Annotated in this window: 21 protein-coding genes and 3 pseudogenes; 13 read left to right on the plus strand and 11 right to left on the minus strand. The window is 61.0% G+C overall.

What is annotated here, in order from left to right; all coding sequences use genetic code 11:
- The first annotated feature begins 2 nt into the window (after positions 1 to 2).
- The 4 genes from ACIPR8_RS16835 to ACIPR8_RS16850 all read left to right on the plus strand — a co-directional run bounded on the left by ACIPR8_RS16835 (position 3) and on the right by ACIPR8_RS16850 (position 4,098).
- Positions 3 to 701 carry an energy transducer TonB family protein gene (locus tag ACIPR8_RS16835; protein WP_313256021.1) on the plus strand — a complete coding sequence of 233 codons (699 nt, stop codon included), beginning with the start codon at positions 3 to 5 and terminating at the stop codon, positions 699 to 701.
- Positions 702 to 739: 38 nt separating this feature from the next.
- A complete protein-coding gene (locus tag ACIPR8_RS16840; RefSeq protein WP_446541757.1) occupies positions 740 to 2,458 on the plus strand; it encodes a putative porin in 1,719 nt (572 codons plus the stop codon).
- 230 nt (positions 2,459 to 2,688) lie between these two features.
- On the plus strand, positions 2,689 to 3,450 hold the full coding sequence (locus ACIPR8_RS16845) for a SapC family protein (RefSeq protein ID WP_313256018.1): 762 nt from the start codon (positions 2,689 to 2,691) through the stop codon (positions 3,448 to 3,450).
- Positions 3,451 to 3,510: 60 nt separating this feature from the next.
- Entirely contained in the window at positions 3,511 to 4,098 is a 588-nt protein-coding gene (locus ACIPR8_RS16850; RefSeq protein ID WP_446541758.1) for an OmpH family outer membrane protein, read from the plus strand.
- Between the two features lie 225 nt (positions 4,099 to 4,323).
- Here ACIPR8_RS16850 and ACIPR8_RS16855 read toward each other — a convergent pair whose 3' ends face one another.
- The 3 genes from ACIPR8_RS16855 to ACIPR8_RS16865 all read right to left on the minus strand — a co-directional run bounded on the left by ACIPR8_RS16855 (position 4,324) and on the right by ACIPR8_RS16865 (position 7,501).
- The gene (locus ACIPR8_RS16855) at positions 4,324 to 4,869 is read right to left on the minus strand and encodes a hypothetical protein (protein ID WP_446541759.1); all 546 of its coding nucleotides are present in this window, start codon (positions 4,867 to 4,869) and stop codon (positions 4,324 to 4,326) included.
- A 131-nt stretch (positions 4,870 to 5,000) separates the two neighbouring features.
- Complete coding sequence (locus tag ACIPR8_RS16860; protein ID WP_446541760.1) at positions 5,001 to 6,119, minus strand: serine hydrolase domain-containing protein; 1,119 nt, start codon at positions 6,117 to 6,119, stop codon at positions 5,001 to 5,003.
- Between the two features lie 377 nt (positions 6,120 to 6,496).
- Positions 6,497 to 7,501: a LysR family transcriptional regulator gene (locus ACIPR8_RS16865; RefSeq protein ID WP_446541761.1), complete on the minus strand. Its 1,005-nt coding sequence runs from the start codon at positions 7,499 to 7,501 to the stop codon at positions 6,497 to 6,499.
- A gap of 121 nt (positions 7,502 to 7,622) precedes the next feature.
- Between ACIPR8_RS16865 and ACIPR8_RS16870 the strand changes: the two genes are divergently transcribed.
- The 9 genes and pseudogenes from ACIPR8_RS16870 to ACIPR8_RS16910 all read left to right on the plus strand — a co-directional run bounded on the left by ACIPR8_RS16870 (position 7,623) and on the right by ACIPR8_RS16910 (position 18,130).
- Complete coding sequence (locus ACIPR8_RS16870; protein WP_446541762.1) at positions 7,623 to 8,540, plus strand: alpha/beta hydrolase; 918 nt, start codon at positions 7,623 to 7,625, stop codon at positions 8,538 to 8,540.
- Between the two features lie 81 nt (positions 8,541 to 8,621).
- The gene (locus ACIPR8_RS16875) at positions 8,622 to 9,557 is read left to right on the plus strand and encodes an alpha/beta hydrolase (protein ID WP_446541763.1); all 936 of its coding nucleotides are present in this window, start codon (positions 8,622 to 8,624) and stop codon (positions 9,555 to 9,557) included.
- Between the two features lie 41 nt (positions 9,558 to 9,598).
- Positions 9,599 to 10,372 (plus strand): SDR family NAD(P)-dependent oxidoreductase, encoded by a 774-nt coding sequence (locus ACIPR8_RS16880; RefSeq protein WP_446541764.1) that lies wholly within the window; start codon positions 9,599 to 9,601, stop codon positions 10,370 to 10,372.
- A 19-nt stretch (positions 10,373 to 10,391) separates the two neighbouring features.
- Positions 10,392 to 11,030 (plus strand): SDR family oxidoreductase, encoded by a 639-nt coding sequence (locus ACIPR8_RS16885; protein ID WP_446541765.1) that lies wholly within the window; start codon positions 10,392 to 10,394, stop codon positions 11,028 to 11,030.
- 632 nt (positions 11,031 to 11,662) lie between these two features.
- Positions 11,663 to 12,979, plus strand: coding sequence for a DUF5623 domain-containing protein (locus tag ACIPR8_RS16890; protein ID WP_446541766.1), 1,317 nt, complete (start codon positions 11,663 to 11,665; stop codon positions 12,977 to 12,979).
- A 12-nt stretch (positions 12,980 to 12,991) separates the two neighbouring features.
- The gene (locus ACIPR8_RS16895) at positions 12,992 to 15,394 is read left to right on the plus strand and encodes a type I restriction enzyme HsdR N-terminal domain-containing protein (RefSeq protein ID WP_446541767.1); all 2,403 of its coding nucleotides are present in this window, start codon (positions 12,992 to 12,994) and stop codon (positions 15,392 to 15,394) included.
- Positions 15,395 to 15,784: 390 nt separating this feature from the next.
- On the plus strand, positions 15,785 to 16,786 hold the full coding sequence (locus ACIPR8_RS16900) for a DUF4917 family protein (RefSeq protein ID WP_446541768.1): 1,002 nt from the start codon (positions 15,785 to 15,787) through the stop codon (positions 16,784 to 16,786).
- Positions 16,787 to 17,020: 234 nt separating this feature from the next.
- Positions 17,021 to 17,406, plus strand: a pseudogene (locus ACIPR8_RS16905) (integrase core domain-containing protein); the annotation flags it as partial.
- A 40-nt stretch (positions 17,407 to 17,446) separates the two neighbouring features.
- Complete coding sequence (locus ACIPR8_RS16910) at positions 17,447 to 18,130, plus strand: hypothetical protein (RefSeq protein ID WP_446541769.1); 684 nt, start codon at positions 17,447 to 17,449, stop codon at positions 18,128 to 18,130.
- Positions 18,131 to 18,159: 29 nt separating this feature from the next.
- On the opposite strand, the gene ACIPR8_RS16915 is transcribed toward ACIPR8_RS16910, so the two are convergent.
- The 8 genes and pseudogenes from ACIPR8_RS16915 to ACIPR8_RS16950 all read right to left on the minus strand — a co-directional run bounded on the left by ACIPR8_RS16915 (position 18,160) and on the right by ACIPR8_RS16950 (position 25,546).
- The gene (locus ACIPR8_RS16915) at positions 18,160 to 18,954 is read right to left on the minus strand and encodes a bacteriophage abortive infection AbiH family protein (protein ID WP_446541770.1); all 795 of its coding nucleotides are present in this window, start codon (positions 18,952 to 18,954) and stop codon (positions 18,160 to 18,162) included.
- Between the two features lie 27 nt (positions 18,955 to 18,981).
- A pseudogene (locus ACIPR8_RS16920) lies at positions 18,982 to 20,139 on the minus strand (IS3 family transposase).
- Between the two features lie 127 nt (positions 20,140 to 20,266).
- Positions 20,267 to 20,428 (minus strand): annotated as a pseudogene (locus ACIPR8_RS16925) (integrase); the annotation flags it as partial.
- Positions 20,429 to 20,728: 300 nt separating this feature from the next.
- Positions 20,729 to 21,454, minus strand: a complete 726-nt coding sequence (locus ACIPR8_RS16930; protein WP_446541771.1) for a DUF6602 domain-containing protein — start codon at positions 21,452 to 21,454, stop codon at positions 20,729 to 20,731.
- A gap of 130 nt (positions 21,455 to 21,584) precedes the next feature.
- Complete coding sequence (locus ACIPR8_RS16935; protein ID WP_446541772.1) at positions 21,585 to 22,517, minus strand: AAA family ATPase; 933 nt, start codon at positions 22,515 to 22,517, stop codon at positions 21,585 to 21,587.
- Positions 22,517 to 23,032, minus strand: coding sequence for an HORMA-1 domain-containing protein (locus ACIPR8_RS16940; protein ID WP_446541773.1), 516 nt, complete (start codon positions 23,030 to 23,032; stop codon positions 22,517 to 22,519). Before ACIPR8_RS16940 ends, ACIPR8_RS16935 begins: the two co-directional genes overlap by 1 nt.
- 7 nt (positions 23,033 to 23,039) lie before the next feature.
- Positions 23,040 to 24,005: a CBASS oligonucleotide cyclase gene (locus tag ACIPR8_RS16945; RefSeq protein ID WP_446541774.1), complete on the minus strand. Its 966-nt coding sequence runs from the start codon at positions 24,003 to 24,005 to the stop codon at positions 23,040 to 23,042.
- A gap of 878 nt (positions 24,006 to 24,883) precedes the next feature.
- Positions 24,884 to 25,546 (minus strand): hypothetical protein, encoded by a 663-nt coding sequence (locus ACIPR8_RS16950; protein ID WP_446541775.1) that lies wholly within the window; start codon positions 25,544 to 25,546, stop codon positions 24,884 to 24,886.
- Between the last annotated feature and the right edge of the window lie 137 nt (positions 25,547 to 25,683).

A 25,683-nucleotide genomic window follows, 5' to 3' on the forward strand; every position in this document is an offset into this window, starting at 1 on the left:
CAGTGAACACCCATTCCCAGAAACCCGATGGACGGCGAGGGGCATTGCCGGCGTGGTTGCCGGCGGCGCTGGGCAGCGTCGTTGTGGTTGCCGTACTTGCGGGCTTGGTCTGGTACCTGCTGTTCAAGGAACCGGCGACCACCCGCCGGGCGGTGCCGGACACGCAGATGCTGATGCTTCCGCCGCCTCCGCCCCCCCCGCCGGAACCCGAGCCCGAGCCTGCGCCCGAGCCCGAGGAAGAGCCGCTGCCGGAACCGGAGCCACTCGACGAAGCGCCGACACCGGCCGAAGACGAGGCCCCGGAACCGGACACGTCCGACCCGGTGACCATGGACGCCGACGCGCAGGCAGGCACCGACAACTTCGGCATCCAGAAGGGCGCCGGCGGCGGCATGTCCGGGACCGGTGCCGGTGGCGCGGGCAATGCCAGCTACGGCCGTTACCTGGGCTATGTGCTGCAGCAGGCGATCTCGCGCAATGAGCGCGTCCGCCGCGAGGCCTTCCAGATGCACCTGGATGTCTGGGTGGAGCGCGACGGCACGATCAGCCGCGCCGAGCTGGTGCGCAGCAGTGGCAACAGCGAGGCCGACCAGGCCGTGCTCGAAGCCGTGCGCAGCCATGGCCGGCTCGACACGCAGCCACCGGCGTCGCTGACCTTCCCGGCCCGCGTGCTGGTGCAGGGCAGGAGGCCAGCGGCATGACTCCGCCAATCCAAGAATTCCCCATCGCGAGAACCTTCATGACAACTGCAGCACAACGCAACACCGCCAGCGTGCTCCGGCGCACGGCGCTGCTGGGCGCGATCAGCCTGGCCCTGCTGGCCGGCAATGCGCAGGCACAACACGCCGGCGACAGCACCATGGTCAAGCTGATCCGCAGCCTGGTCGGGAGCGGGGCGCTCACCGCGGAGGCCGGCGACCTGCTGATCGAGGAGGCGCGTCGCGAGGCACAGCCGCAGGCGACCGCCGCCTCGACGCAGGCACAGCCGGGCGATGTGCGCGTTCCGTACATTCCCCAGACCGTGCGCGACGAGATCCGCGAAGAGGTCAAGGCCGAAGTCATGGCCCAGGCCAGGGACGAACGCTGGGCCGCGCCGGACGCCGTGCCGGAATGGACGCAGCGGATCCGGCTGGAGGGCGACGTGCGCGTACGCAACGAGTCGCGCCTGTACTCCGACAGCAACAGCAACATCCAGGTCAACTGGGCGGCCATCAATGCCGGCAACGGCTATGACGTCAACCGCAACACCAACCTGCCGTACCCGCCGCTGCTCAATACCCGCCAGGACCGCAACAACTCCTGGCGCATACGCGCACGGCTGGGCCTGACCGCCGACCTGGGCGAGCACGTGCAGGGCGGTGTGCGCCTGGCCACCGGCAACGACGACGGCCCGGTCTCCACCACCCAGACCCTCGGGGGCGGGTTGGCCAAGAAGGACGCCTGGATCGACCAGGCCTGGATTGCATGGACGCCCATCGATGCCTTGCGCGTGGTGGGCGGCCGCTTCGAGAACCCGTATTGGTCCACCGAGGCCCTGTTCTCGAACGATCTGAACTTCGACGGCGTCTCGGTGCAGTACCAGGACCGCTTCGCCAGCGACGATCTGACGGTATTCGCCACGCTCGGCCTGACCCCGTTGGAATACTCCGGCGACAGCTTCCCGAGCACCAGCACCGAGAAGATGAAGAGCCGCGACAAGTGGCTCAACGGCTTGCAGGTGGGCGCGGAGTGGGCGTTCAACGAGGACCATCGCCTGCGCGGTGCACTGGCCTATTACGATTTCCGCCGCATCACCGGCCAGCTTTCCGAGCCGTGCGCGCTGTATGCCGGCGACACCTTCTGCAGCACCGACTGGACCCGCCCGCAGTTCATGCAGAAGGGCAACACGCTGATGCTGCTGCGGAACATCGCGCTGGACCCGGTGAGCCCGGCCAACACGCCGCAGCCGCAGTACGTGGGGCTGGCCTCGGAGTTCGAGCTGGTGGACGTCAACCTGCGCTACACCGTGCCGGCGTTCAACGGTTACGGCCTGCAGCTGGACGGCAACTGGATCCGCAACCTTGCCTACGATCCGGGGGAAATGTGGGCGCGTGCCAACGGCGGCATCGTCACCAACCTGACCCTCCCGGCCAGTGGCATCGCCGGCCCGCGCGACATCGACAGCGGCGACACCGCATGGCAGCTGCAGGCGACCTTCGGCACCTTGGCGCTCAAGCAGCCTGGCAACTGGAACGCATGGCTCGGTTACCGCCGTGTCGAAGCCGATGCAGTGCCCGATGGCTACAACGACTCGGACTTCCACTTGGGCGGCACCAACGCCAAGGGCTATTACCTGGGTGCATCGTGGCTGTTCGACAAGCGGGCCTGGCTGACCGGCAGCTGGTTCTCGGCCAAGGAAGTATCCGGGCCGCCGCTAGCCATCGATGTGTTCCAGCTGGAGGTCAACGCGAAGTTCTGACCGCCACACGCAAGCAGGCACGGCGCAAGCGGGCCTGCCTGCACGCACCCATGCACGGGCAGCCATCCGGGCAGGATGAGGATCCGCTACAGCACGGGTTGGGCTGTGCGGGGTGCGTGCAGGCAGGCAAGGGCAGGAACCCCGCACGGCGACATGTGCCGGATCACCTCAGGTGATCGCAGGGCAATGACATTGATGGGCAGACGCCCGAACGCAAGGAATCCAGAGTCATGACGATTGAAGTCCAGGAACGCGAGCCCGCCACGACCACTGCGGGCCCGCAGCCACCCCACGCTGCGGCGTGGCCGTTGTTCTACCGCAAGCCGGAGCTGCTCAGTACCGACGTCCATGCGCAATGGCGGATCAAGCCTGCCGGCGTGGCCTTTGCCGCCGGCTCGAACTCGGTGCCGTTGATGATCGGCGAGTTCGACGCCGCCGCGCGCCACTATCCCATCGTCTTCGCCGGGCCGGAATACACCCCGGTGGCCGTGCTGGGATTGGAGCAGCGCAACCAGTTCGTCGATGGAGACGCCTGGCGGCAGGACACCTACGTGCCGGCCTACGTTCGCCGCTACCCGTTCGTGTTCGCCGAAGTGGACGAGCCCGGCGGCTACGCACTGGCCATCGACGCCGAAGCGCCGATGGTGGCGACCGGGGGTGAGGAAGGGCAGCCACTGTTCGAGGGCAGCACGCCGACCGAGCTCACCACCCAGGCGCTGCGGTTCTGCGAAGCCTTCACCCGCGAGAGCGCGGCAACGCAGGCGTTCGTCGGCCAACTGGCGGCCGAAGGCCTGCTGATCGAGCGCACCGCCAACATCACCCTGCCGGAGGGGGGGCAATCGACGCTCACCGGCTTCTCGGTGGTCTCGCCCGAGGCGTTTGCCCAGCTGTCCGAGCAGACCGTGGTTGACTGGCACCGCAACGGCGCACTGGCCCGGGTGCATTCGCACCTGCTGTCGTTGGCGCGCTTCGCTGACCTGCGCGGCAACTGATACCGACATGGCCGGGCAAGCGCCTGGCCGGACCGCTACTTCCGAAGGAACCGATATCCCATGAATTCCATCACGCGCGTACTCCTGCCCGGCGTCGTGCTGCTCTCCCTGTGGCCGTTGGCCGGCCACGCCCAGACCGCCACCCCGCCGCTGGGCGGGTCGGCAGTGCAGGGCGTGTGCATGATCAGCCGTGAGGCCATCTTCGCCAACGCCAAGGCAGGCCTGAGCGTCACCGAGCAGCTGCAGCGCCTGACCACACGGGCGCAGGAACAGCTTGGCTCCGAGCAGGCAACGCTCACGACCGAACTGCAGGCATTGGGCCTGGCCGGTGCCCCGGTGCAGGAGTCGCAGTTGACCGCCGCCCAGCGCGCCGGCCTGCAGAAGCACCAGGCCCTGCAGCAGAAGGCCGCCGAACAGGCGCGCCAGATCGAGCAGGCACGGGTGAAGGCCCTGCAGCGCATCTCCGAGGAAGCGCAACCGCTCATCGTGCAGGTCTACGCCCGCCACAACTGCGGATTGCTGCTCGATCGCAACGTGGTGCTGGGTGGCAACATGGCCAACGACCTCACCGCCGAAGTGGTGCAGGCCCTGGACAGCAAGCTCACCACCGTGCCGGTGTCCATCGAGGCGGCGCCGGCGGGGCGTTGATGGCACCCGTAGCAACCGAAGGCAATACCTCGCGCGCCGGGCCACGCCGGCGCGCGGCGGCGGAAGGTACGACGGCCTTTTCGTGATTCGTCACAGAACTGCACCCGGCAGCTGTGTCCGCCGACACGGGCGTTCTGATCCAACGTTGAGCGGGTAGGGCGGTTTCCCGCCCGACGCGGAACCCCGCATTTGTGAACGCCGGCCATTCCGCAGGCCCCACGCACGCTACCGCTTCGGGGCTGTCCGGACGTACTCCTGCTGCCGGTCCATGAGCTCGGCAATCTCCGCAGCGTAAAGTTCAACGATCGGGGCATCCAGACGTTGTACTTCGCCATCCATGACCAGTACCGCGCCGCCATCGCGGTCCACGCCCCAGATCCGGTCGTGGTCACCCAGCACCTTGAAGACCGGGGCAACGCCTTTCACCTCGAGGTCGCGCAGCGCCGCCGCCGCCGTGGTGAGGCTGGCCCACTCGGGCAGGTCCCCGGTATCAAAGCCGAACAGCATGACGCCGCGCCAGAACTTCCAGGCAGGGCCGACTGAGTAGAGCTCCGGCTCCGGCCAGAGCTCGGTCCGGGCAACGACGAGCAAACCATTGCTCTTCCGCGAGAAGGCGACGAATTCGGGCGGGAGCGTGGCGTCGAGCACAGCCTCAACCGCTTGTACTTCCGCATCACTCGGCGGCTGCGCGGCAATCGCCTCGAAGGCAGCCTCGTCCACCGGGCCGAGGGCGGCCCATATCTGTTTGTGGAACTGTTCGATTGGAGTCATCGTGCTTCTGGTGCTTCTCGCCGGGTACGGCCGGGCCGCGGGAAGCCCTTGTTCTATCACACCAATGCTTCGAGAAGGAACGTAGTGGCCACGACGTGGCAGATTGAACTAACGACGCTTATCAGGAAGTGTTATCGAGGGTGAGACAGCAGCCGGTCGGCTCTGGCTTTGCATCTGCGCGAACGCCAATCCAGACGCTCGGCGATGCCCGGCGGGCTGATGTCTCCAGCACGATTGATGAGCACCACAACGGTTCGCCGCAGCGAAGGAACGTGGCGGAGGTATCCCGTGAAGCCTGCCGTTCCGCCGCCATGGCCCACCACCTGGCCGCCGTCAGTCAGTTCCCAGCCAGCGCCCCAACTTGCCTTGGTACCGTCGGCAAGTAACGTATTGCGCCACATCTGGTGCAACAGGGCATGGGGCAACAGCTTGCCCCGGTCCAGCGCGATGGCGAAGCGAGCCATGTCCTCGATGCTGGCGAGCAGTCCACCGGCCGCCCACGCGGAGCCCGGCGCGGTGATGGGTGGATCGAGCCAATGGCCATTCTGGTAGAGGTGCCCTTGGGCGACGCTGCGGCGGTCGCCGGCGCGGCGAGGCCCGGCATCGCGCATGTCCAGCGGACCCAGGATTTCGTCATGCAGGAATTGCCAATAGTCCGCGCCCGTCACCTGCTCAATGGCGAGTCCGAGCAGGATGTAGTTGGTGTTGGAATAGGCATGTCGTGTTCCCGGAGCAAAGTCGAGAGGCGCTTGCGCGACCATCTTCAATAATTCTCTGGGCGCGGGATCGGTCGGCATCACCTCGAGAAAGTTGCCCTCGTTGAGGTAGTTCGGAATGCCGGACGTATGGCTCAGCAGCCGTGACAGGGAAATCGCCTCCCATGTCGCTGGCAGGGCTGCCACATAACGGCCTATGGGGGCTTCCACATCAAGCAGGCCCCGTTGGCGGAGCCGGAATACCAGCAAGGCGGTGAACACCTTGGTGATGGAACCAATTTCGAACACGGTATGCCGCACGACCCGCGCATCGCTGGCATCATTGCGCCGTCCCACTGCACCTATTCCGGTTATCTCCCCGCGGTCCACCACGACCGCGGCCAATCCCGGCTGGTGTTCGGCCTCAAGAAGGTCAGTCAGGGATTGGCGATTCCCCGACTGTCGGTTGCCTGTTCGCACGCCAGGCACGATGAGTCCGGCACCTGCGGTGAGTAGTGCAGTACACAGGCTGCGTCGGGTCGGGTCGTTCTGCATCGGCGGTGAGCCGTTGGTTCCGTAGCTGGCGATGGTAGACCGATACCAGTGGCTTCGGCTATTGGCGTTTCCTTTGCATCGAGTCGATCTTCCTGGCATTCACGCGATGAACCACTCCCGCCGCAAGGCCGCACAGATTCGATCAAGCTTGCCGGATGACACGTGCCAGGTGATCAGCCGGCTACTGGATTCATTGGTGAACTGCTACCTCGCCAGGGACGAGCCTATCGAGTGGCGATCCCACTTCCGAGGCCACCATCGACCCAAGCGTCCGTGAAAGCAGGGTGGAACCCTGGCAAGTTCGAACAAGGTAGGGGTTTAGGGATGCATATCGGGGGTAGGGTGGCTATCGCCTTCTGGTCGAAGCCGGGTACTCCTCAGTCGCCCGCTACCGGCTTGCGCCGGCTGCCGTGCCGTCTCCTCACGCGACGGTCCTCGGCGGCGACACGCCGGGGCTGGGGAGGGGCCAACTGCTCGCGCCGCTCCACCAGGAAGTCCATCAACGCCCGGACCTTCGCTGGCATCTGGGCGCGTGATGGCACGTAAAGGAAGAAGCCCGGAAAGGGTCGGCACCACGGCGCCAGGACGCGCACAAGCGCGCCGCTGTCGAGGTGCTCGCGAACGCACAGGTCGATGTGACGAATCAGTCCCACCCCCTGCAGCGCGGCGCGCAGCATGCTGTCGTCGTCGTTGAACACCGCGTTGCCCTGCGGCTCGAACACCAGCTTGCGTTCCTCGCCGTCGGGCGCCGCAAATGTCCAGTGGTCGATCGTGCCACTGGACGTGAACCGGTAAGCCAGGCAGTTGTGACCGATCAGGTCCGCGGGGCTCTCCGGTACGCCGTGCCGATCGAAATAGGCAGGTGAACCGACAATCGCCATCTCCAAAGGCGGTGTGACGGGGACAGCCACCATGTGCTCATCCAGGCTCTCACCCAACCGAATACCGGCGTCCAGGCCGTTGGCCACCAGGTTGGAGAAGCCGTCATCCATGATCAGTTCGAGCCGGAGCTTGGGGTAACGCGCCAGGAACTCCCCCATGTGCGGTTCCAGCAGCAGGCGTGAAGCGATTCGCGAAGAGTTCATCCGAATCACGCCGGAGGGTTCCGCATGGACTTCACCCAACTCTTCCACCGCCCGTTCGATCGCGCTCAGTGCCGGCTGCAGCACGTCCAGCAGCTGTTGCCCCTCCTCGGTGAGCGACATGTTGCGGGTGGTGCGGTGCAGCAGCCTGACGTCCAGCCGTTCTTCCAGTGCTTTCAGGTGCTGGGAGAGAGCGGCCCGGGTGATCTCCATCTCGGTGGCCGCCTTGGTAAAGCTGCGGTGCCGAGCGATATGGGCGAACCAGGTCAGGGAGCTGACGAGCGAGGGTTCGATGGGCATTGTTTAGCTCTACTTACGGCTCATGTGTTCGGAAGATTATTTATCCGGCCCAATGTGGTCAATAGGATGGGCTTCGTCGGCACAAGCGCCGGCAACCTCATCCCCATAGCGGAGCACGCACATGCGCAACGTCACGTTCAAGAATCTCAATGGCCAAGGCGTCACCACGGCGGCCACCCTGTACTTCCCCGAGGGGTTTGACGAATCCAGCAGGTACCCCGCAGTCGTGGTGTCCCACCCGGGTGGCGGCGTGAAGGAACAGACGGCTGGCCTGTATGCGAAGAAGCTGGCCGAAGCGGGCCTGGTCACCATCGCGTTTGACCGCTCCTACCAAGGTGCCAGCACCGGCCAGCCGCGTCAGTTGGAGAATCCGTACATCAGTACCGAAGACGTGAGCGCGGTCATCGATTACCTGACCACGCTGCCGTATGTGGACGCGAACAGGATCGGTGCCATGGGCATCTGCGCGGGTGCAGGCTACAGCGCCAACGCCGCCATCAACGACCGCCGCATCAAGGCACTGGGCATGGTGAGCGCGGTCAATATCGGCCAGATGTTCCGCAACGGCTGGGAGAACACGGTCAAGGACGCCGATGCCGTCGGCTACCTGGACTTCGGCTCCAATGCGCGCACCTCCGACATTGCCTCTGGCGAGTTCGCGACGATCCCGCTGGCACCGCTGCGCGAAGAAGATGCTCCGAATGCCGAACTGCGCGAGGCATGGGAGTACTACCACACCCCGCGTGCCGAGCATCCCAACGCCCCGGGCTTCGCGCTGACCCGCAACCTCAACCAGATCATCACCTACGACGCCTACAACAAGGCCGAGGCATTCCTGACCCAGCCGATCCTGGCGGTCGCCGGCAGCGTGGCGGGCAGCAAGTGGATGAGCGATGACCTGCTGGCGCGGGCCGCAAGCAAGGACAAGGCACTGCACGTGGTGGAAGGGGCCAACCACATGTCGTTGTACGACGTGCCGAACTACGTCGACGAAGCTGTTTCGGTACTGGCGTCGTTCTTCCAGAGCCGTCTGAAGTGAACCACCCGTGCGCCGCCTGATCCGGCCGGCCTATCGCTGCCGCCACATATGACAGCGCCGCAACTGACCCAGGAGAACACCATGAGCACCATTTCCATCAAGACCGTCAGCTATCCGAACCTGGGGTGGCAGATCGCAGCCGACCTCTACCTTCCGGCCGATTTCGACGAAGGCAAGACGTATCCGGCCATCGTCAGCACACATCCGATCGGCAGCTGCAAGGAACAGACGGCAGGCAACATCTACGCCAAGGGCCTGGCCGAGCAGGGGTTCGTGGTGCTGGTGCACGACGCCAGCTTCCAGGGTGCCAGCGGCGGCGAGCCGCGCTTCATCGAAGATCCGTCGATCCGCGTCTCGGATATCCGTTTCGCCGTCGACTACCTGCAGTCGCTGCCGTATGTCGACGCCGGCCGCATCGGCGCCATCGGCGTCTGCGGCGGGGGAGCCTACACCATCCATGCGGGCATCACTGACCACCGCATCCAGGCGCTGGTATCCATCACCGGCGTGAACTACGGCCGTCTTATCCGCGAGGGTTTCGCACAGTTCAAGCCGCGCGAGCTGGCAGCCAACATCGCCGGTATGCGCACGGCCCAGGCGCAGGGTGCCGTGCGTGATGTAGCCAACCTGTTGCCGGATTCAGTTGAAGCGGGCAAGGCTGCAGGCATCACCGATATCGATGTACTGGAAGCCACCGAGTACTACAAGACCGCTCGCGGCCAGCAGCCCAATGGCGCCACCAGCCAGCTGATGTCCTTCAGCGGCGCGGCGATGGGGTGGGATGCCTTCCTCAACGCCGAGGTGCTGCTGACCCAGCCCCTGATGGTGGTGATCGGTGACAAGCCTGGTGGCTTCGGTGCCTACCGTGATGGCTGGGAGATCTACAGCCGCGCAGCCTCCGAGCACAAGCAGATCGTCGTTGCCGAAGGCTGGTCGCACTACGACCTGTACGACAAGCCGGAACCGGTGGCAATTGCGATGGCCCAGGTGGTTCCGTTCTTCAAGGCCCGTCTGTGACAGATCGGCACGCCACCAACCGCCACGCAAAGGAAGTGAACATGAACGCTCTCCTGTCTGGAAAGACCGCCATCATCACCGGCGCCAGCAAGGGTATCGGGCTGGCCACAGCCAAGCTGTTGGTCGAACACGGCGCCAGCGTCGTCCTTACGGCCCTCGATCAGGCCAGCCTTGATGCCGTAGTGGAGGACATCCAGGCCAGTGGCGGCCACGCGCTGGGAATCGTGGCGAACTCGGCCGATCCCGCAGCGCCCGGGCGTGTGTTTGCAAAGGCGATCGAAGCCTTCGGGCACGTCGACATCCTGGTGAACAACGCCGGGTATGGCGACATGATGTCCATCGAAGAGTACACCGACGAGCACTTCGACGAAGTGGTGCAAGTGAACTATGCCGGAGTGTTCCGCTTCTGCCGCGAGGCAGTCGGGCACTTCATGCCGCGCGGCACCGGCGCGATCGTCAATGTCACGTCGGTGAACGGATCGCTGCCACTGGGCGGGATGGCCTATGTCTCAACGAAGGCAGCGGTGAATGCGATGACCACCAACATCGCCGTCCGCTTTGCAGGCACCGGTATCCGGTGCAATGCGGTGGCACCGGGCAACACGGATACGCCGATGGCCCGCGACCGGGCTGCAGGCAAGCTCACGGGGGGATCGACGATGGTTCCCTATATCGCAAAGCACACGGACCAATCCCTGCCGTTCACCCAGCCCGAGGACCAGGCCAACGCGATTCTCTACCTGGCCAGCGATCTATCGCGTGCCGTAACCGGCCGGGTTCTGGTCGTGGACAACGGCGCCTACATCGGCGCCTGACAACAAAGGAGTTTTTGCCATGAAGAACATTCTCATCCTGGGTGCAAGTGGCCAGATCGCCCAGTGGGTCATCAGGTCGCTCGCCACCGAAACGCAAGTTCAGCAGACCTTGCTTCTACGTGACCCGAAGAAACTGACGGGCAAGGAGCCGGCCAACGCGAAGGTGGTCATCGGCGACGTTCTGGACAAGAAGGTGCTCAAGGACGCAATTGCAGGACAGGACATCGTCTACGCCAACCTGACGGGCGAAGATCTGGACAAGCAGGCCCAGGCGGTGATCGCGGCCATGAAGGCTACAGGCGTCAAGCGTTTGATCTTCGTTCTCTCGCTAGGCATCTACGATGAGGTTCCTGGCAAGTTCGGCGAATGGAACAACGCCATCATTGGCGAGGATCTCAAACCGTTCCGACGCGCAGCCGATGCCATCGAAGCCTCCGGGCTGGACTACACAATCCTGCGCCCAGCCTGGCTGACCGACGAAGACGAGGTGGACTACGAGACCACGGAGAAGGGCCAGCCCTTCAAGGGCACCGTGGTCTCGCGCAGGAGCGTGGGTGACCTGATCAGCCAGGTCATCGTCAACCCGGCTCGCCACATTGGCGCAAATCTGGGCGTGAACAAGCCGGGAAGCGACGGCGACAAGCCGTACTTCATGTAGTCGCTACAGGAAACGAGCGGCTTTAGGGGCATCTTGCATGTCGATGCTGGCGGTCGCTCAGCGCCAGCGAGCGACCTGCTCAGCCGACAACATAGGGCATGACTCATTGCCCATACCTCAGTGGTTGACCGTTGCGGTGAGCAAGCTGGAAACGATGCACGCTTTCGCCGGGGAGACAGGGAAGCTCCGTCAACCCCCTGGTGACAATGTACGCTGCCTGCAACCCCTGACCAGCGGTACGCCCGCATCCGCATTGCGCAGTATCCGTCGCTGGCCAAAAGCGGATACCCGTCGCACAAGGAGATTAGGGATGTTTATCGGGGGTAGCGGAGGGAACTACTTCCGACGCAAATGCATGCTGAGGGAATCCACAACTTGAAGGTACTGCTGGTCGAGGATCTGGAGACTTTGTTGTATTACGGCGCGGCATGCGGATAGAAGCTTTAGGCCACCTCAACCGTCTCAGGTACGTGATAAGCTGCTGGCAAGGCTTCGGGCAGGAGCCTGCCACCCGTCATAGCAAAGCTGTTGACAGCACTGCCGGCAAACTCCCTCTCTTCCTGCGCATGCCATGTTCAGGTTCGAGAAGCGGCAGACGGGTGACGTTTCGCCATGAACCCGGAGAACTTGTCATGTCGAGTGAAGCCATTCGGCCGTCCACGATGGACGGCATCAAACGCCTCGCCAAATCGCTCAAGGTCGAGCGGGGCATCCAGCACACGCAAGCCTTGGATGCCGCCGCGCAGGCAGCGGGATTCCAGAACTTCCGCCATGCGGGCAATGTGCTGCGCGCCGCCCCCAAGACGGAGCGTTCTCGCCCCGGCCACTGTGTCTTCCTGACTTCCTACTGGAAGGACCGCGATGGTGGCGGGACCGGACGCGAAACGCTGAGCATCTGGCTGTCCGTTCCATGGGGTGATCTCATCACGGCGCTCCAGTTGCAGAACCATCGCGCACTGGTGGATTTCCGTGCCGAGGGGCCTGACCATCTGGCGCGCGAACACCTGCAAAGTTCGCAGTCGGCGGCGCGACGGGCGGTCTGCGCAGCCGCACGCGCACTGCATTTCATGGATGCGACGAAGCTGCGTCCATCCAAGAGCCATAGCCGCGCCTTTCCTGGTGGGCGGTCGAGCAATGCAGTTCCTGGCCGCGACCACTACAGCATCTGGTATGACCGTCAGACGAAGCGCTACCTCTTTGCGGACGAGCCCTATGAAAGGGCCGTTGAAGGTAAGGAGCAGGAGCGCGAGACCTGGGCGAAGGAACATGGCTTCGTCATCGTCAAGCCTGAGTGGACGGGCATGTACGCGCCCGATGTCGGTTCCCGTCTATACCTGATCGCGGACGAGACGAAGGGCATCCCGCTGGAACCCCTCGCGGCGGCGCTGGACGAGCTGCCTTCACCCATTGTCGAAGCCGCATGGGACGGAGAATCCGCACCAATGACACCGTTTTTCGTGAGTCCTGGCACCATTGCCAAGGCTGCTGCTGCGAAGGACAAGCCGAAGGCGCCGCGTAAGCAAAATGGCCAGCCCAATTCCGTCGGCTATGTCCAGACCTTCGTTGGTCCACAGCGCCGTCCGAAGGGAAGGATGCCGATTGAGGCGCACGCGCATGTCGGCCGTCTACTGAAGTCGGTGCTCAAGGACACCTACCACCGCAAGGGTGTCTACAACCGGGTCAACGCGATTCGCTGTGAACTCGACGAGTGGACGCAGCGCGAGTACAACCACGCTGAACTGCCGAATGAGCAGTTCTTCGACTTGTACTACCACGAGTCCGGTTCGACATTCGCGCGCACGCTTGCCGAAGCCGACCGCGAGCGTCACGTGCAGAGTTTGGCGCACGCGAAGAAGCACCTGGGCGAGCACTATCCCGACTGCCCGCCGCTGCGGTCGCTGCTGAAAAAGGTGGATGCCGCGGTCAAGTCTTTGCGTGACTGGAATTGAGGGCTCGTCGCAATGTCTCGCACAAAAAAAAATCAACAAGCGCAGCCGCCTTCGTCCCCCGTTCGTCCCGAGGCCGAATTGGAAAGCCGGTTGGCAGCGGCGCTGTCCGCCGCCTTCCCCAACATTCCCCGCGAGCAACTGATCGAACAGCGGCGTTTCACCGTGCGGCTCGGTCACGAGACACATGACTTCGACAGCGCTGCCCAGTGGGAGAAAAGCGGGCGCGCGGATGTATTCATCTTTTATGACGGGCGACCGCTCGCCGTGGTGGAACTCAAGCGCGAGGATCTAGCGCTCACTCATGCTGACTATGAGCAAGCGCAAAGCTACGCGAATCAGTTGACGCCACGACCACCTCTTGTCGTTGTCACGAACGGGCGCGACACCCGCATCTACGACGCCAATACAGGACAACTTTGGTCCGGCGAGCAAGATGCCGCGAATGCGGTAGCCCGTCTGCTTGCCAATGCCGCCAAGTTGGCGGCGGCAGATATGCGATGGGCGACCGAAGCTTTGATGGGGAGGGAAACCGGAGTCTGGGTTCCCATCGTGCGATCTGCAACGAAAAGGCTCCTGGCCGAGATGACTGACCCACCCGGCCAGTCCGATCGCGCCTTCGCCGAGCTTTTGCTGTTTCCTCGTCTCAGTACCTTCGCCGCGATCAAATCAGCGCAAGCCGGGACGACCTTCACGATCATCGAAGGTGCAGCACAGAGCGGCAAGAGCAGTTGTCTGCGCGATCTTTCCTTGCGCACCCGGGACAGTGAAGACTTGGCCGTCCTGATGTTGCGAGGCTCAGGGCCGGGACTGTTTCAGTCGCTGGCCAACTTGTTCGCTATCGAGCTTGAGTGGAATCTCACCGCGAACGATGCCCGCCAGTGGCTGCGGCGAATGTCTACCGGGCCTGCGGGGCCAGCACTTTTGCTTGCCATCGACGACGTGGAGCCTGGCACGTCAATGGCGGCTGACCTGGAGGAACTGGCGAGCTTGCGACCTGGCAACAAGCTCAACGTCATCCTGACCACCGATCGCTCGGAACGGCTGGTCAAGGCTCCAAACGGTCGCACGCAGACAGCACTGGGAGCAAGGGCAGAGTTCATCGAGATCGCTCCTTTGGGGCTAGAGGAGTTTAGAAAAGCGCAGCAGACTCTCGACAACCACAAGATTCACTTCCAGCGGGGCGCGGAGTACGCGGAGGACTACCGTGCGCCGTGGGTGCTTCGGACGATTTACGACGATGCCGCCCGTAACCCACGGCACCAAGACCCAAACAGCGCGTTGCTTCTTCCGCCGGCGCTTGGCATGGAAATTGTGGACGCGGCGCGCCGGAACTATGCCAATCAGGCAGACTTGCTTCGCGGCTATCGGATGCTTGCGCGTTGTACCCTTGCCGATGAGGGCGCTCGTTCTGCCGAACTAGCCCTCGCAGCAGCCAACGGGTTTGTCGTGCGACAAGATGCGCTTTCCGACGAAGCCCGCGATGCGGTAGCCGAACTTAAATCGAGGGGTGCCGTGCGCACCTACCGTCACGCAGGCGGCGAAGACATCGTCGTGCCGACCATTCCTGCCGCATTCCTTTCAGAGCTTGCCGATGCCACGGGCGACGAACTCGCGCGGCGCGCCGCAGAGGACCCGCAGGAGGCCGGCACTTGGCTAGGCCACCGCTTGGCCGCTATCTATCTCGGGGACGTGATCGGTGCGCAGGCGATTCGCAGCATGGCGGAGAAAACGGGCGGATTCAGTTCTGGAATCATCGACGGCCTTCTCGCCATCGAGCCCACGGAGGAGCCCATCGGAAACGCGCTGGTTGCGATGGCTGCTCCAGATGGTCAGTTGATTCATCTGAAGATTGAAGGCGAAAAGGCTTGGCTGTCTAATCGCCACGGCGATGTCGTCGGCAAAGCTCTGGATCTTGGAGCGGATCGCCCGCACATGCATGGCAATACGACGGCCTGGATGATCCTGGGACAACTTGCCAGGCTTCCCACAGCGATAGTTGGCGACGACAGCCAACGCATGGATGCCTGGATTCTGCTGAACATCGGCCAGTGTCCTTTCCCGTTGCTGCGCGCAAACGAAGAGGGGCTGGGCCACCTTGTTCACGACCTCGGCGATCACGGTCGCGTCCTCTGCCACGATCAAGGCCCCATCGAGGCAGCGACACAAGGGATGGCCGATCTATTCTCGCGCACGTGGACACACGCAGATGCGTGGGTGAATGCCGCGGTCGAAACCGGGTCTCTGCCACTTCTGCATCGTTTGACTATTGCGCTGCGCACGGTGCAACTGCGCAACATACCCGGTCTTTCCGATTGGGCTGACTTGGCGCTCAAGGCGCACGTGCTCCCCACGCTTACCGCTTCCATTCAATGCTCGAACAGCAGTGGAAGCGATGCGGCGCACGACGCAGATTGAGATTATTGCATCCTGTCGAAAGCAGACTCAGGGCAGATGGATTTGGAAGATTTATCGGGGGGGAGGCCACATCGCCGATTGGCATCGCGACTACAACATGTGGGTCCACACCGCAGCTGCGGTCGCATCCCACCCGTAAGCCTCGCAGCCAGCAACCGGTCAAAAACCGCAGGCATAGCAGTAACCTTCGAATTCGGCTTAATCAGTAGCTAGTGGTACGGCCAGCGAGCGGGTCAGTCTAGGAAAGGATGGGCGATTCATAGTCTCCTTAGATATTGCTGCTTCCGGTCGAGGGCAGGGCACGTTCTTTGTACTAATCCACGGTAGGCAGCGACTTCGGACTAGGGCATGAAGTAAGCCCTAATAGAAAAAATCAGCGGATTGACATTTATGACTTATGTGATTAGGCCGTGGTCGGATATCGCGAACCACTATCATGGAACCGCTATACTTGGAAATGGAGCCAGCATTGCGGTCAACCCCAGCTTCTCGTACGGTTCGCTGTTGGCACATGCGCGAACAAGCCAGCTTATCGCTTCGGACGTGGAGCGGCTATTCCATTTTTTTAGGACGACGGACTTCGAGTTGATCCTGCGCATCGTGTGGCAGGCATCCAACGTCAATAAATCATTGGGAATCGAGGACAGTCGAACGCATGAAGCATATTTAGGGGTTAGGGACTGCCTGATCCAGAGCGTTCAGGCAATCCACCCCGAGTTCGAGCAAGTCAGAGCGAATCTACCTGGAATCTATCAGTTCCTCAAACGGTTCGATACTGTTTTGTCATTGAACTATGATCTCATCGTTTATTGGGCCTTGATGTATGGCTATGATCAGGATTACGAACATGCCATCAAGGACTGCTTCGGTGCAGGAGGAATATTTCAAGACGATTGGAGCAGGTTTAGAACGCCCATTTATAGGCAACGCTCAACAACGCTTCTTTTCTATCCGCATGGAAATTTAGCGTTGTGCCGTGACCGAATCGAGCAGGAGTTTAAGATCCACAATAGAGATTCTGGTCTGCTTCAATCAATTCTGACGCGCTGGCGCAGCGAAGAGGTGGTGCCGCTTTTTGTGAGCGAAGGCACTTGGGAGCAGAAAGTGAGTTCGATCAGGAACAGCTACTACCTTTCTACGGTCTACCGAGAGGTGCTGGGTTGCGAGCGTGAGACGCTCGTCATTTACGGCTGGGGCTTGGGTGATCAGGACATCCACCTGCTGCAGCGGATGCGGAGCACGGGCATCCGCCGTGTGGCGGTCTCCGTATATGGCAGAAATCAGATTTTTTGTAATCGGGTTGCTTCGATCATCCAGGAGGCTCTGGGCGCGGTACCTATAGATTTTTTCGACAGTCAAAGTATCGGGTGCTTAAATAACCCGAGCACGTAGTGTCAGGGTCTATTGCTCCTAGATGTGTTGCGAAGAACCCAGCCCGCGGGTCTCTAGCCCAATTGCCCTCATCAATAAAAGGGCCGCATGAGCAGACTGTGTATACAGAAAGGCGAGTGTCAACTTTTGATCTGTGGCTGGAATTGCGTGGGGGTGGAGATTAGGAAGAATTATCGGGGGTAGGGGGGGCACATGGTCTTGCGCTGCTGGCTTGTGCCGAAACCCTGCTCAACCTCATCGCGGCCCACACAGCACACCAACCTAGTGCTACAGGGGCTGCTCGCTGCGGTATGGGGGCGCAAGCCCGATCCAGGATTGCTTCTGCACTCTGACCAAGGAATGCAATTAGCCTGCGAAAGCGGGCAATGCCTTCTGACCGAGCACGACATCGTCTGAAGCATGAGTCGGTGGGAAACTGCCACGACAACGCAGCAATAGAGAGACTCTTCAAGCTATTGAAACGCGAACGTATTATGCGGCGGATCTACAGCAATCACGATGACGCACGCGCCGATGTCTCCCAGTACATCGAGATGTTTTACACTCCGACCCAGCGACACGGTTCCAATGGTGGGCTATCCCCGATAGAGTTTGAACGGAAGTGCGCACTAAACGGCTGAAGAGTATCTACAGAAGCCTGGGCGATTCAAAGGAGGGGGAATGGAGTTCGAGAAGATCCGGTCAGCGGTCAGGCTCGCAGAATACGCGGTCGTCAACCGGCGACCGCTTCGGACAAAGGAAGACGTGCTACGAGCACTTTCAGAGGAACTCCTAGTCGGCCCGTGGTTGATCATGAGTGGTCTCGGCATCATCTGGAAGCGTTTGCTCTGGATCTTCGTCCTTACGTTGATCATTGTCGCTGGTCTATTCCTTGTCGAGCGGGCTTTCAATCCTGTCATGATCCTCGTCGCACTGACGCTGGGCGTTATCAGCGTCTACTTCGGCCTTCCTACTCGGACGGTCCTTGCTGGTGTCACGGCAAAGTCCATTGGAGAGCTTGTAAGCGCCATCGATGGACTTGTGAAAGATCAAGGGGAGTTGGAGCGCTTGTCCTCTGGGGTGCGGCTCGTGAAAACGCAAACCACCGAGCGAATGGCACGGTTCAACGTATTCATTGGCATCCTCTGGGGCGCCTTGTTCTGGCTTGTCACGGCACGCGTGCTTTCCCCGACCATTGCTCAGGATGTTTTGGAGACGAGTCTCTTCCCAACCATCGCTGCCGCAATCTCGTTCATCGGGCTGTTGGTGGTCGCAGTTGGCTACGCAGCTGCTGTCCGTGTGGTCTATCAGACATTGGACTTTGCTCTATTGGAAGTAAAAGCAAAGCTCGCGCATGGCCCTTAACGCTAAGGACTACTCAGGTTGTCGATTACTTAGAGTGGTGAGCACAGCTCCGCCCAGCTATAAGTTATGATTTGAGTCTTAGGAACGCCGAAGCCAATCAGTTGATCCACGAGGTCAGGCTCTTCCGCAGGGTTGTGGATCGCTAGGTGAACGTTTGCTTGGCGCACCGAGCGGTTTCGAGGCATTGCTTCGAAGTAGGGCGCGTCGACATCGGACAATGAGTGGCCCAGCAGATAGACGTCTTGGACGGATGAAAGCCGGTCAAAAAATCCAGCGTGCCTACGGATTAGCTCGTAAGAAGGCTTGAAGGTCTTGGAAAAATAGTTCTCCAAGATGTCATTCACCTCGATCAGGCGTGTGTCCAGCTCGGCCACATCGGCTCGGTCGTTGAGAGGTCGTCGATCTTCCGGCTTCCAACCGTGTCCAAGAATCAGGTCTTGGTCGACTTGATCTGCACAACCGTGGATGTAGAGGATCTGCTCACGCGGGATGCCGTAGGCAAGATACAGGGTTGTCGTATAGTTGAACGAAAGAAATGCCCCGGTCCGATCCAGCACCTTGACGGTTTGGTGGACCGGAAGTTTAGTCGGAATTTGCAACTGTCTGATCCAAAGGCCAAGCAAGTTTCGGAGTTCCGTGCTCAGGCGCTCGACCAGGAGGCCGACCTCATACTGGAAGTCGTGGTGTCCTGAGTCGCCCCAGTCATCATCACCATACGAACCCATAAAGTGACTGAGGTCGTCGATGATCTCGTCTGGATCCATTTCGGCGAAGGCCGCCTCCATGTCTGCCCATTCATCGCCTGGGCGGAGATATTGCTCCACCGCATTGAAGACATCACGATCCGGGTTCTACCCCGATATCACGGACGGTTCTAAAAGAGTTGCAACCTTCTGATCCTGCCTGGCGGTCCTTCGCCGCATCCTTGGGTTGTGGCGTCGCTCGATGTAGTCAAACACATCCGCTCTTGCTGCATTCAGTGTACGGTAGCTCGTTCGATAGATGCGCTCGCGCTTCAGCAGCCCAAAAAAAGCCTTCGCATGCCGCGTTGTCGCCGCAATGCCCCACAGCGCTCATTGAGCAGATCAGCCCGTTAGCCGCGAGATACCCTTGGTAGTCACCGCTGCGGAACTGACTGCCACGATCCGAATGCAGGATTACCTCATCGCTTCCTTGCCGCTGCCACACCGCCATCTGCACAGCCCGTATCACCATCTGACGGTCCTGCCGAGCGTGCATTGACCAGCCCACAATGCGCTGGTCGTACAGATCCAGCACGATGCACAGATACAGCTTGCCTTGCTGGGTCTTGATCTCGGTGATATCGGTCACCCACTTGGTTTCCGGCTCCAGCGCGAGAAAATCACGTTCAAGCAGGTTAACCACGCCCGGCGGCGTCACGGCCGGACTGCCGCGCTGCCCGCGACGCTTTCGCCGGGGCCAGCCCTGCAGGCCATCGGCCGCCATCAGGCGTGCTACCCGGTTCAGGCTGACAGTCTCGCCTTCCTCAACCAAGTCTTCGCGCATGCGACCGGCCCCCAACGTACCGCGGCTGTCTTCGTGCAGTTCGCGCATCCGTACCACCAGGCGCTCATTGTCGACCTGTCGGGCGCTCGCAGGACGCTTACTCCACTCGTAGTAGCCGCTGGCTGATACCTTCATGCAGCGGCACATCAGCCTAATCGGAAACTCATCGCGGCAACGTTCAACCACCTGATACCTCAGGGTGATCCCTTTGCAAAGAACGTCGCCGCTTCTCGCAAAAAATCCCGTTCCTTCTTCACCCGCGCCAGCTCACGTTTGAGGCGGGCCAGCTCTTCATCCCGAGGTGTCCCGGTTCCGCCGAAGGCGACAGAGCCCGGGCTCTGCGCCTCGCGTTTCCAGCGGGTCAGTAAAGTGTCGCGAATCCCCAGCTCCCGGGCCACCTGGGCGCAAGTGACACCGGGCTGGCTCGCCTGCTCAACTGCGCCGCGTTTGAACTCAGCACTGAACTTCCTACGCTTTGACATGAACACTCCTCATGGCCTGGATCGGCCTTCTTGTAAGTGTCCGTGAAAACTGGGGTGAACCCGTACCAACTGCGGCCCGATTCAGCACCGGCTTGTCCGGGATCAAACTTGCGCCGACGCCGGCCTACTTTGCCTTGTTGTGCTCCAGTCGGTAGATATAGCCCTGGTCACTGATCCGACGCAAGTTAGCCGCGGCGATCTCGCTGCGTCGGCGGCCACCGCCGGCAAATCCGAAGCAGAGCAGGGCACGATCACAAATCCCTTCCAAGGTGTCGTCGCGGGTGGCCAGCCGCTACGGCTGGCTAAGTAACACCATGTAGGACTGGATAAGAACGCGACTGTAAGTCGCGCCTTTTCAGGATCTGTCATCACTGGGTCTAGGATCGCCCTGAACAAAGCGGGATCGACATAACTCGGGGCGAGCGAAATGCGGGCGGCTGTTGGTTCAGGAATGGGGCCGTGTTGGCGGGTCCCGGGAGGGATTTGGAGGCAATCAGGCGTTGCAGCCAAGTCTGAACGCGCGACATTAGACGTGGAGGCCAGCGGGCCAATCGCTTCGGTCAGCCGCCTAAGTGTAATTGCCAAGGTATCACTTCGTTAACCATTGACCGTAGGCCTCAACATCGATCATCGGAACGGTCCCACTATACTGGAGCTGGGAAATAAGCTTGAACAAGAATGCTGTAGCCGGCTTGGCCTCATTGAGAAAGCAGTAGCGTTCAACTGCATGATCCAAGTAGAAATGTCCATGCGCAGCCACACATCCCAGGTCCAAGCGCCCGCTGTCAAGATCCGCCATCAACGCCTTTTCCAACGGCGCTCCAAGTGCCGGACTCCAATCACTTTCAAACGTCAGCAGCCCTCCGAGGATTGGCATCAACGCCTTCGGCGGATAGACGCCACCCGCATGCGGAATTGGGAGGCTGGTGCGATGCAACTGACGTACGCTTGCCACCTTCTGCTGTGCGTATGCCACCAACTCCGCGTTCGCGGTCTGCTTGGCTTCGAACACCGCATACACGCTCTCTGCCGGCACAATGATTTCGCCCTCATAGGTGAAGATGAACGGCGAGTACTGACGATCAAAGACCACCACATCAATCTGCTGGCTGAAATTTCCTTGACTATCTACTACATGCGCCTTCGCGGCCTGGTAGCGCTTGGGAAGATAGGTATCCAACAAGCTTATCCAAACGTTCTCACTGGCATCCCCCTTCGTGCCGGGATGATTGAACGTCTTTCGGACCGTGGCAAGCCGCTGCTGAACATCTTCATGCAGCGAAGAGAGTAATTGGGAAAGCGACCATTGGGACATCGTCTAGAGCTCCATGCAGGTAACAGCGGGCACTTGCCTGATCAAACACTGGAACGGGAATTTGCTATACGCAGCGGTGGCGGCACACAATGACCTCAGAAATAGACATCGCAGCCGCCGAGAAATCTACTCAGCCTTGATCCTGAAACGCCGGCGTCGGCTTCATTGCGTGGGCGATATCAAGCGCCCGCCTGCCCTCAACGGCGCGGTCTGGGTAGGCGTCCAGTACGATCGAGGGTATCAAGCGCTGAGTAAGATCAGAGTAGGTGAAGCCCAATGCTTGACCCGCCTTCGCTCCAGTGGCATCCACCAAGCTCTCAATCAACGCAGAGGAAAAACCAAGCGCCTTCAGCTGATTGTCCAATACATAGCGACGCTGCGGCGCACCAGGGCGACTGAAGGTCAGAATGTCCGCCGCGCGGCGGCGTACGGCTGGGTCCAGCGCATTGAGGCGATTGGTGCACATGATCACCGCGGCAGGCACCTTCGCTTGCGCCAGACGATCGACCCCTCTGATGAAAGCGTTGACCCCCGCTCGATCCTCGTGATGCATCTGCGACGATTCGCGCGATTGGGTGAGCGCATCAGCCTCATCGACCAGCAAAATGACCCCGCCAGTGCTCTTTCCACGGGCATGCAGCTTGGTTGCTTCCGCAAGCGTGTAATCGAAAGCGATCGTAAGTAGTTGGGTCATCTCGCCGACCTGGCCCTTACCCCGGGTGGCCAGACTGAGCGGGAACAGGGTGATATCAATCTTCTCCTGCCGTGCCACTGCATCGCCGATGGTCTCAGACAGTTCGGTTTTCCCAGATCCTACGTCACCCGACAGGATGACCAAAGGTGGGCGGCGCAACACTGTATCAAGCACAGTCTCGGCTCCTGGATGATGGCGCTTGGCCCATGTTTCCAGTCCTGCCGGATGGACCAACAGGCCAAGAATCTTCGATAAACGGGCCTTCTGATCGTCCACGCCGATCAACCGATCCAATCGGGTACGAGCGTCGATGTCCGGATAGACACGACGTTGATCAAACAACTCGTCGAGGGATGGCTTTGAGTTCATCAGTAGCTCCTGACACTGAAACGATCGAGTCCCTTGCCACCTGCAGAGTAGCTGCGGTCTGAGACAAGGCTTCCGCTTATCCCTGGCTCAGCAGCCCCGCTGCGTTGAAAGGGAAGAGTTTGCTCAAACGACTCCCGCTGTGTCGGCGATAGCGCGAACCAGGCGGAGGAGTACGTCAAATAGTTGTAGAAGTGAGCCCCGGCCACATCAGCTCCTGGTCGGATCTTGCCTGGATCGTCATCCGTTCCGGACATGCCTGCCAAGTCTTTAGCCGTATAACGCAACGTCGGCTCGATCCAGTTGTCACCTCGCTTGAAGCCATAGGTGACGGTGCCGAGGTAGCCTGCCTTCAGTAGCTCGACCACTTCGGCTTCATAGGCAGCGATTTTGTCATCGACAGGTACGCCGTAGAAGCGCTGCATGCGTTTCAAGTCTGCGGCAACTTTGGCCGCAATGTGACGGGCATGAGTGACCGTAAAGGTACTGGTGCTGGATAGGGTGTAGCTGCCAGTCATAGGATCCTCACGCGTGGAAAGAAGAGCCAAAGACCTTTTGCCAATAACGCACGGTCTCCTGTTTGGTAGGTGCGGCCAGTGCCGCATCAATGGCATCGCCTGCGTCCAATGCCGCCTCGATAATCGCATCGACTTGCGCACGCCGGTACAACTTGGAGACATTGTTCTCCTCGTTAACCGGGTCAATGATCTGCAGAGGTTCGGAGAAGGGGGGAATGCGGGATGCCGGGTAGTAGTCTTGGAACGCAATCTGCTCGCGCAGTCCGCTCTGGGCTACGTAAGTAAAGAAGTGCTGTAGTGCTTCGGGGTAGTTACTGAAATCGCGCCCTTCATCGCAGAGTTTTGCCAAAATTAACTCGATCATGAAGGACTTGAAGCGAAAGCCGGGAACCTCCGTCTTCATGCGCCTTGCCCAGAACTTGACCAAACGCACCACCTGCACAAAGTCAGTTGGCTGCAGCTGCTTGCGCCGCTTGGCGAACTCCAGGTGGCGAGGAATGCTGGTTTTCAAGAAGGAGCCATCATCCTGGCTGACCAGATTGCCGTACCAGTCAGGATCGCCGTCATAGAGGATCGGCACTACATCCACATCCAGCCCAGAACCTTGGAACGAGACCGTGACGGAATACGTCTGGGGCTTGACCTGTTCGGGCTTGAAATTTGGATAGGCCTTCCGGAGGCGCTCGGCCAGGTACTCCAACAGCCTGCCAATGTCCTTGGGGGCATCGGCCCCGCTGATGTAGCAGGCCACATCGATATCGTTGAGCGAGCGCAGGGCAGTGCCCTTGGCCAAGCTTCCTGAGAGGATCATCTTTCTCAGTGTGAAATCCGGGTGCTCTCCCAGATAGGTCTCCAAGCGTTCCCGGAGACCACGAGCCTGCGCGCGCAGCGTATTGGCCATCTCGCGCGGCAGATTGACCCTATCTTCGGCAAATGTGACAAGTTCCCTGTGACCTACGTGCTGCGTTCCCATGCATCCATCTCCAAGCCAAGCGCACACCGCCCGGCAAACAGGTAAGGTGGTAGTACGACATCCCCACTATTAGCTTGCTGACACGTTGTCGCAGGCGCTGCGACTGATCTACGAAGAGCGCGGGCCGGAAAGCGGATAGCTGAGGTTCAATGTTGTGACGACCACTGCAGAATCAAGGGCTACCCCCACGGAGCATGTCCTCGCGAACTCCCCCCGCACCGAGCAGCCGCGCCGCCGGATTACCTGCCACACGTCCGCCTTGGTAGTACCCCGCCACGCCGGCTACGGAGCGATGGTCGGTCATCGCTATCAGCGCGGGCAGGGCGATGCCCTGGCGGAGCCCCTCGGTAATGAAGCTCGAGCGCAGGCTGTGTCCGCCGAAGTCCCCCTCTAGCCAATCCAGCGCCTTACGGCGTTGGATAGTCAGGGCAATGGCACTATCGCTTAGCGCCGCGCCCATCTGATCGCCCCGCACCCGCCGTAACAGCGCCCCCTCGGTCAGGCCGGCCGCGCCCAGCAAACGCCTGGGCCAGCGCGGGCGGCAGCTCCCAGGGCACGCCGGCGGCAGTGTCGCGTTCGAGGTGGTCGACGACGAACTGCACCACCGCGGCGTCCGGCAGCGGCAGGCGCAATGTCTGGCCAAAGAGCTTGCGTCCGCGTGGCGACGGCTCTCCGTCGCTGCGCGAGATGCGTCGGTTGATGTGCTACGCGGAGGCAGGTGATCCTGAAATCTTCTGATTCACAAGCCGGGCGAACTTACAAATGATGCCTTTGCGCGGGAGACGTCATCTAGATGGGATGCGCAACTCACGTGTGCGCTATGGCTTCGACATTGTCTGGGTGAGCAAGGCAGAACGGGACTCGCATGGGTGGTGCAGTCATCGCGCCACGTCTGCACCGGTAAAGGATTCCAGACGATCCTCCAGCCCGTCAGGAGGTAGGCTTACTTTGCTTCGTTCGTAGATCAGTCGTTTTTCGGCTTGCCCAGCAACGGCATCGACTTCTTCGTGAAAGCTCAGGTACTCCGAAATCAGGATCTCTTTACTGACGGTATCGCGCTCGTCGAAGTCCTCAGCTGTTTCAGGGACTGGCATTTCTATCAGCAGATCGACGTCGCCTACCGTGTTGGCGCCGGCGTGGTAGCTACCAAACACGTAGACGCGGTCGATCGTCATGCGAAGGCCGGGCCGCGCATTGACGCGGCTTACAACGGCCAGAAACTGATCGAGGAGCGAGTGCGCTTCGCTCAAAGGCAACCTGTTCCGGTCTTCAGCATGTGCCAGCGCCATGCCCATCTCCGTCGGCGTCCGTTTGTCTTCATCGATGTAGTTGTCGGCAATTAGGATATTGAGCAGATCCTCGACCTGTTGCACCCCCACACCCAGCTGTTGCGCGAGAAAATCGGCTTTCACGGTCTTACGATCCCACCTCAGCTGCCCGCCTTCGAAGCTAAAAACCGTCTCGATATCCAGAAATGCGCGCAGCGCATCCCGCACTCGTACCGCATCCCATCCGCCAATTTGCTTCCCTCGAATATCCATAGTTCTTCCACGTTGGATTTCTGTCATCGTACCCGCCCGACATGCCGTTAGCCGGCCCCTGGAAAGCGCTCCATGCATCGTTCCGAGTCATGGCCATTCGGTGGTGATCCAGACGCTTCTGACCCGGCCGATCAACA

Source organism: Stenotrophomonas sp. LARHCG68 (assembly GCF_052871705.1).

Excerpts from the sequence above, each read along its gene's own strand:
- ACIPR8_RS16840 (WP_446541757.1), top strand. The coding sequence starts at position 740 with ATGACAACTGCAGCACAACGCAACACCGCCAGCGTGCTCCGGCGCACG.
- ACIPR8_RS16845 (WP_313256018.1), top strand. The coding sequence starts at position 2,689 with ATGACGATTGAAGTCCAGGAACGCGAGCCCGCCACGACCACTGCGGGC.
- ACIPR8_RS16850 (WP_446541758.1), top strand. The coding sequence starts at position 3,511 with ATGAATTCCATCACGCGCGTACTCCTGCCCGGCGTCGTGCTGCTCTCC.
- ACIPR8_RS16855 (WP_446541759.1), bottom strand. The coding sequence starts at position 4,869 with ATGACTCCAATCGAACAGTTCCACAAACAGATATGGGCCGCCCTCGGC.
- ACIPR8_RS16860 (WP_446541760.1), bottom strand. The coding sequence starts at position 6,119 with ATGCAGAACGACCCGACCCGACGCAGCCTGTGTACTGCACTACTCACC.
- ACIPR8_RS16865 (WP_446541761.1), bottom strand. The coding sequence starts at position 7,501 with ATGCCCATCGAACCCTCGCTCGTCAGCTCCCTGACCTGGTTCGCCCAT.
- ACIPR8_RS16870 (WP_446541762.1), top strand. The coding sequence starts at position 7,623 with ATGCGCAACGTCACGTTCAAGAATCTCAATGGCCAAGGCGTCACCACG.
- ACIPR8_RS16875 (WP_446541763.1), top strand. The coding sequence starts at position 8,622 with ATGAGCACCATTTCCATCAAGACCGTCAGCTATCCGAACCTGGGGTGG.
- ACIPR8_RS16880 (WP_446541764.1), top strand. The coding sequence starts at position 9,599 with ATGAACGCTCTCCTGTCTGGAAAGACCGCCATCATCACCGGCGCCAGC.
- ACIPR8_RS16885 (WP_446541765.1), top strand. The coding sequence starts at position 10,392 with ATGAAGAACATTCTCATCCTGGGTGCAAGTGGCCAGATCGCCCAGTGG.
- ACIPR8_RS16890 (WP_446541766.1), top strand. The coding sequence starts at position 11,663 with ATGTCGAGTGAAGCCATTCGGCCGTCCACGATGGACGGCATCAAACGC.
- ACIPR8_RS16895 (WP_446541767.1), top strand. The coding sequence starts at position 12,992 with ATGTCTCGCACAAAAAAAAATCAACAAGCGCAGCCGCCTTCGTCCCCC.
- ACIPR8_RS16900 (WP_446541768.1), top strand. The coding sequence starts at position 15,785 with ATGACTTATGTGATTAGGCCGTGGTCGGATATCGCGAACCACTATCAT.
- ACIPR8_RS16910 (WP_446541769.1), top strand. The coding sequence starts at position 17,447 with ATGGAGTTCGAGAAGATCCGGTCAGCGGTCAGGCTCGCAGAATACGCG.
- ACIPR8_RS16930 (WP_446541771.1), bottom strand. The coding sequence starts at position 21,454 with ATGTCCCAATGGTCGCTTTCCCAATTACTCTCTTCGCTGCATGAAGAT.
- ACIPR8_RS16935 (WP_446541772.1), bottom strand. The coding sequence starts at position 22,517 with ATGAACTCAAAGCCATCCCTCGACGAGTTGTTTGATCAACGTCGTGTC.
- ACIPR8_RS16940 (WP_446541773.1), bottom strand. The coding sequence starts at position 23,032 with ATGACTGGCAGCTACACCCTATCCAGCACCAGTACCTTTACGGTCACT.
- ACIPR8_RS16945 (WP_446541774.1), bottom strand. The coding sequence starts at position 24,005 with ATGGGAACGCAGCACGTAGGTCACAGGGAACTTGTCACATTTGCCGAA.
- ACIPR8_RS16950 (WP_446541775.1), bottom strand. The coding sequence starts at position 25,546 with ATGGATATTCGAGGGAAGCAAATTGGCGGATGGGATGCGGTACGAGTG.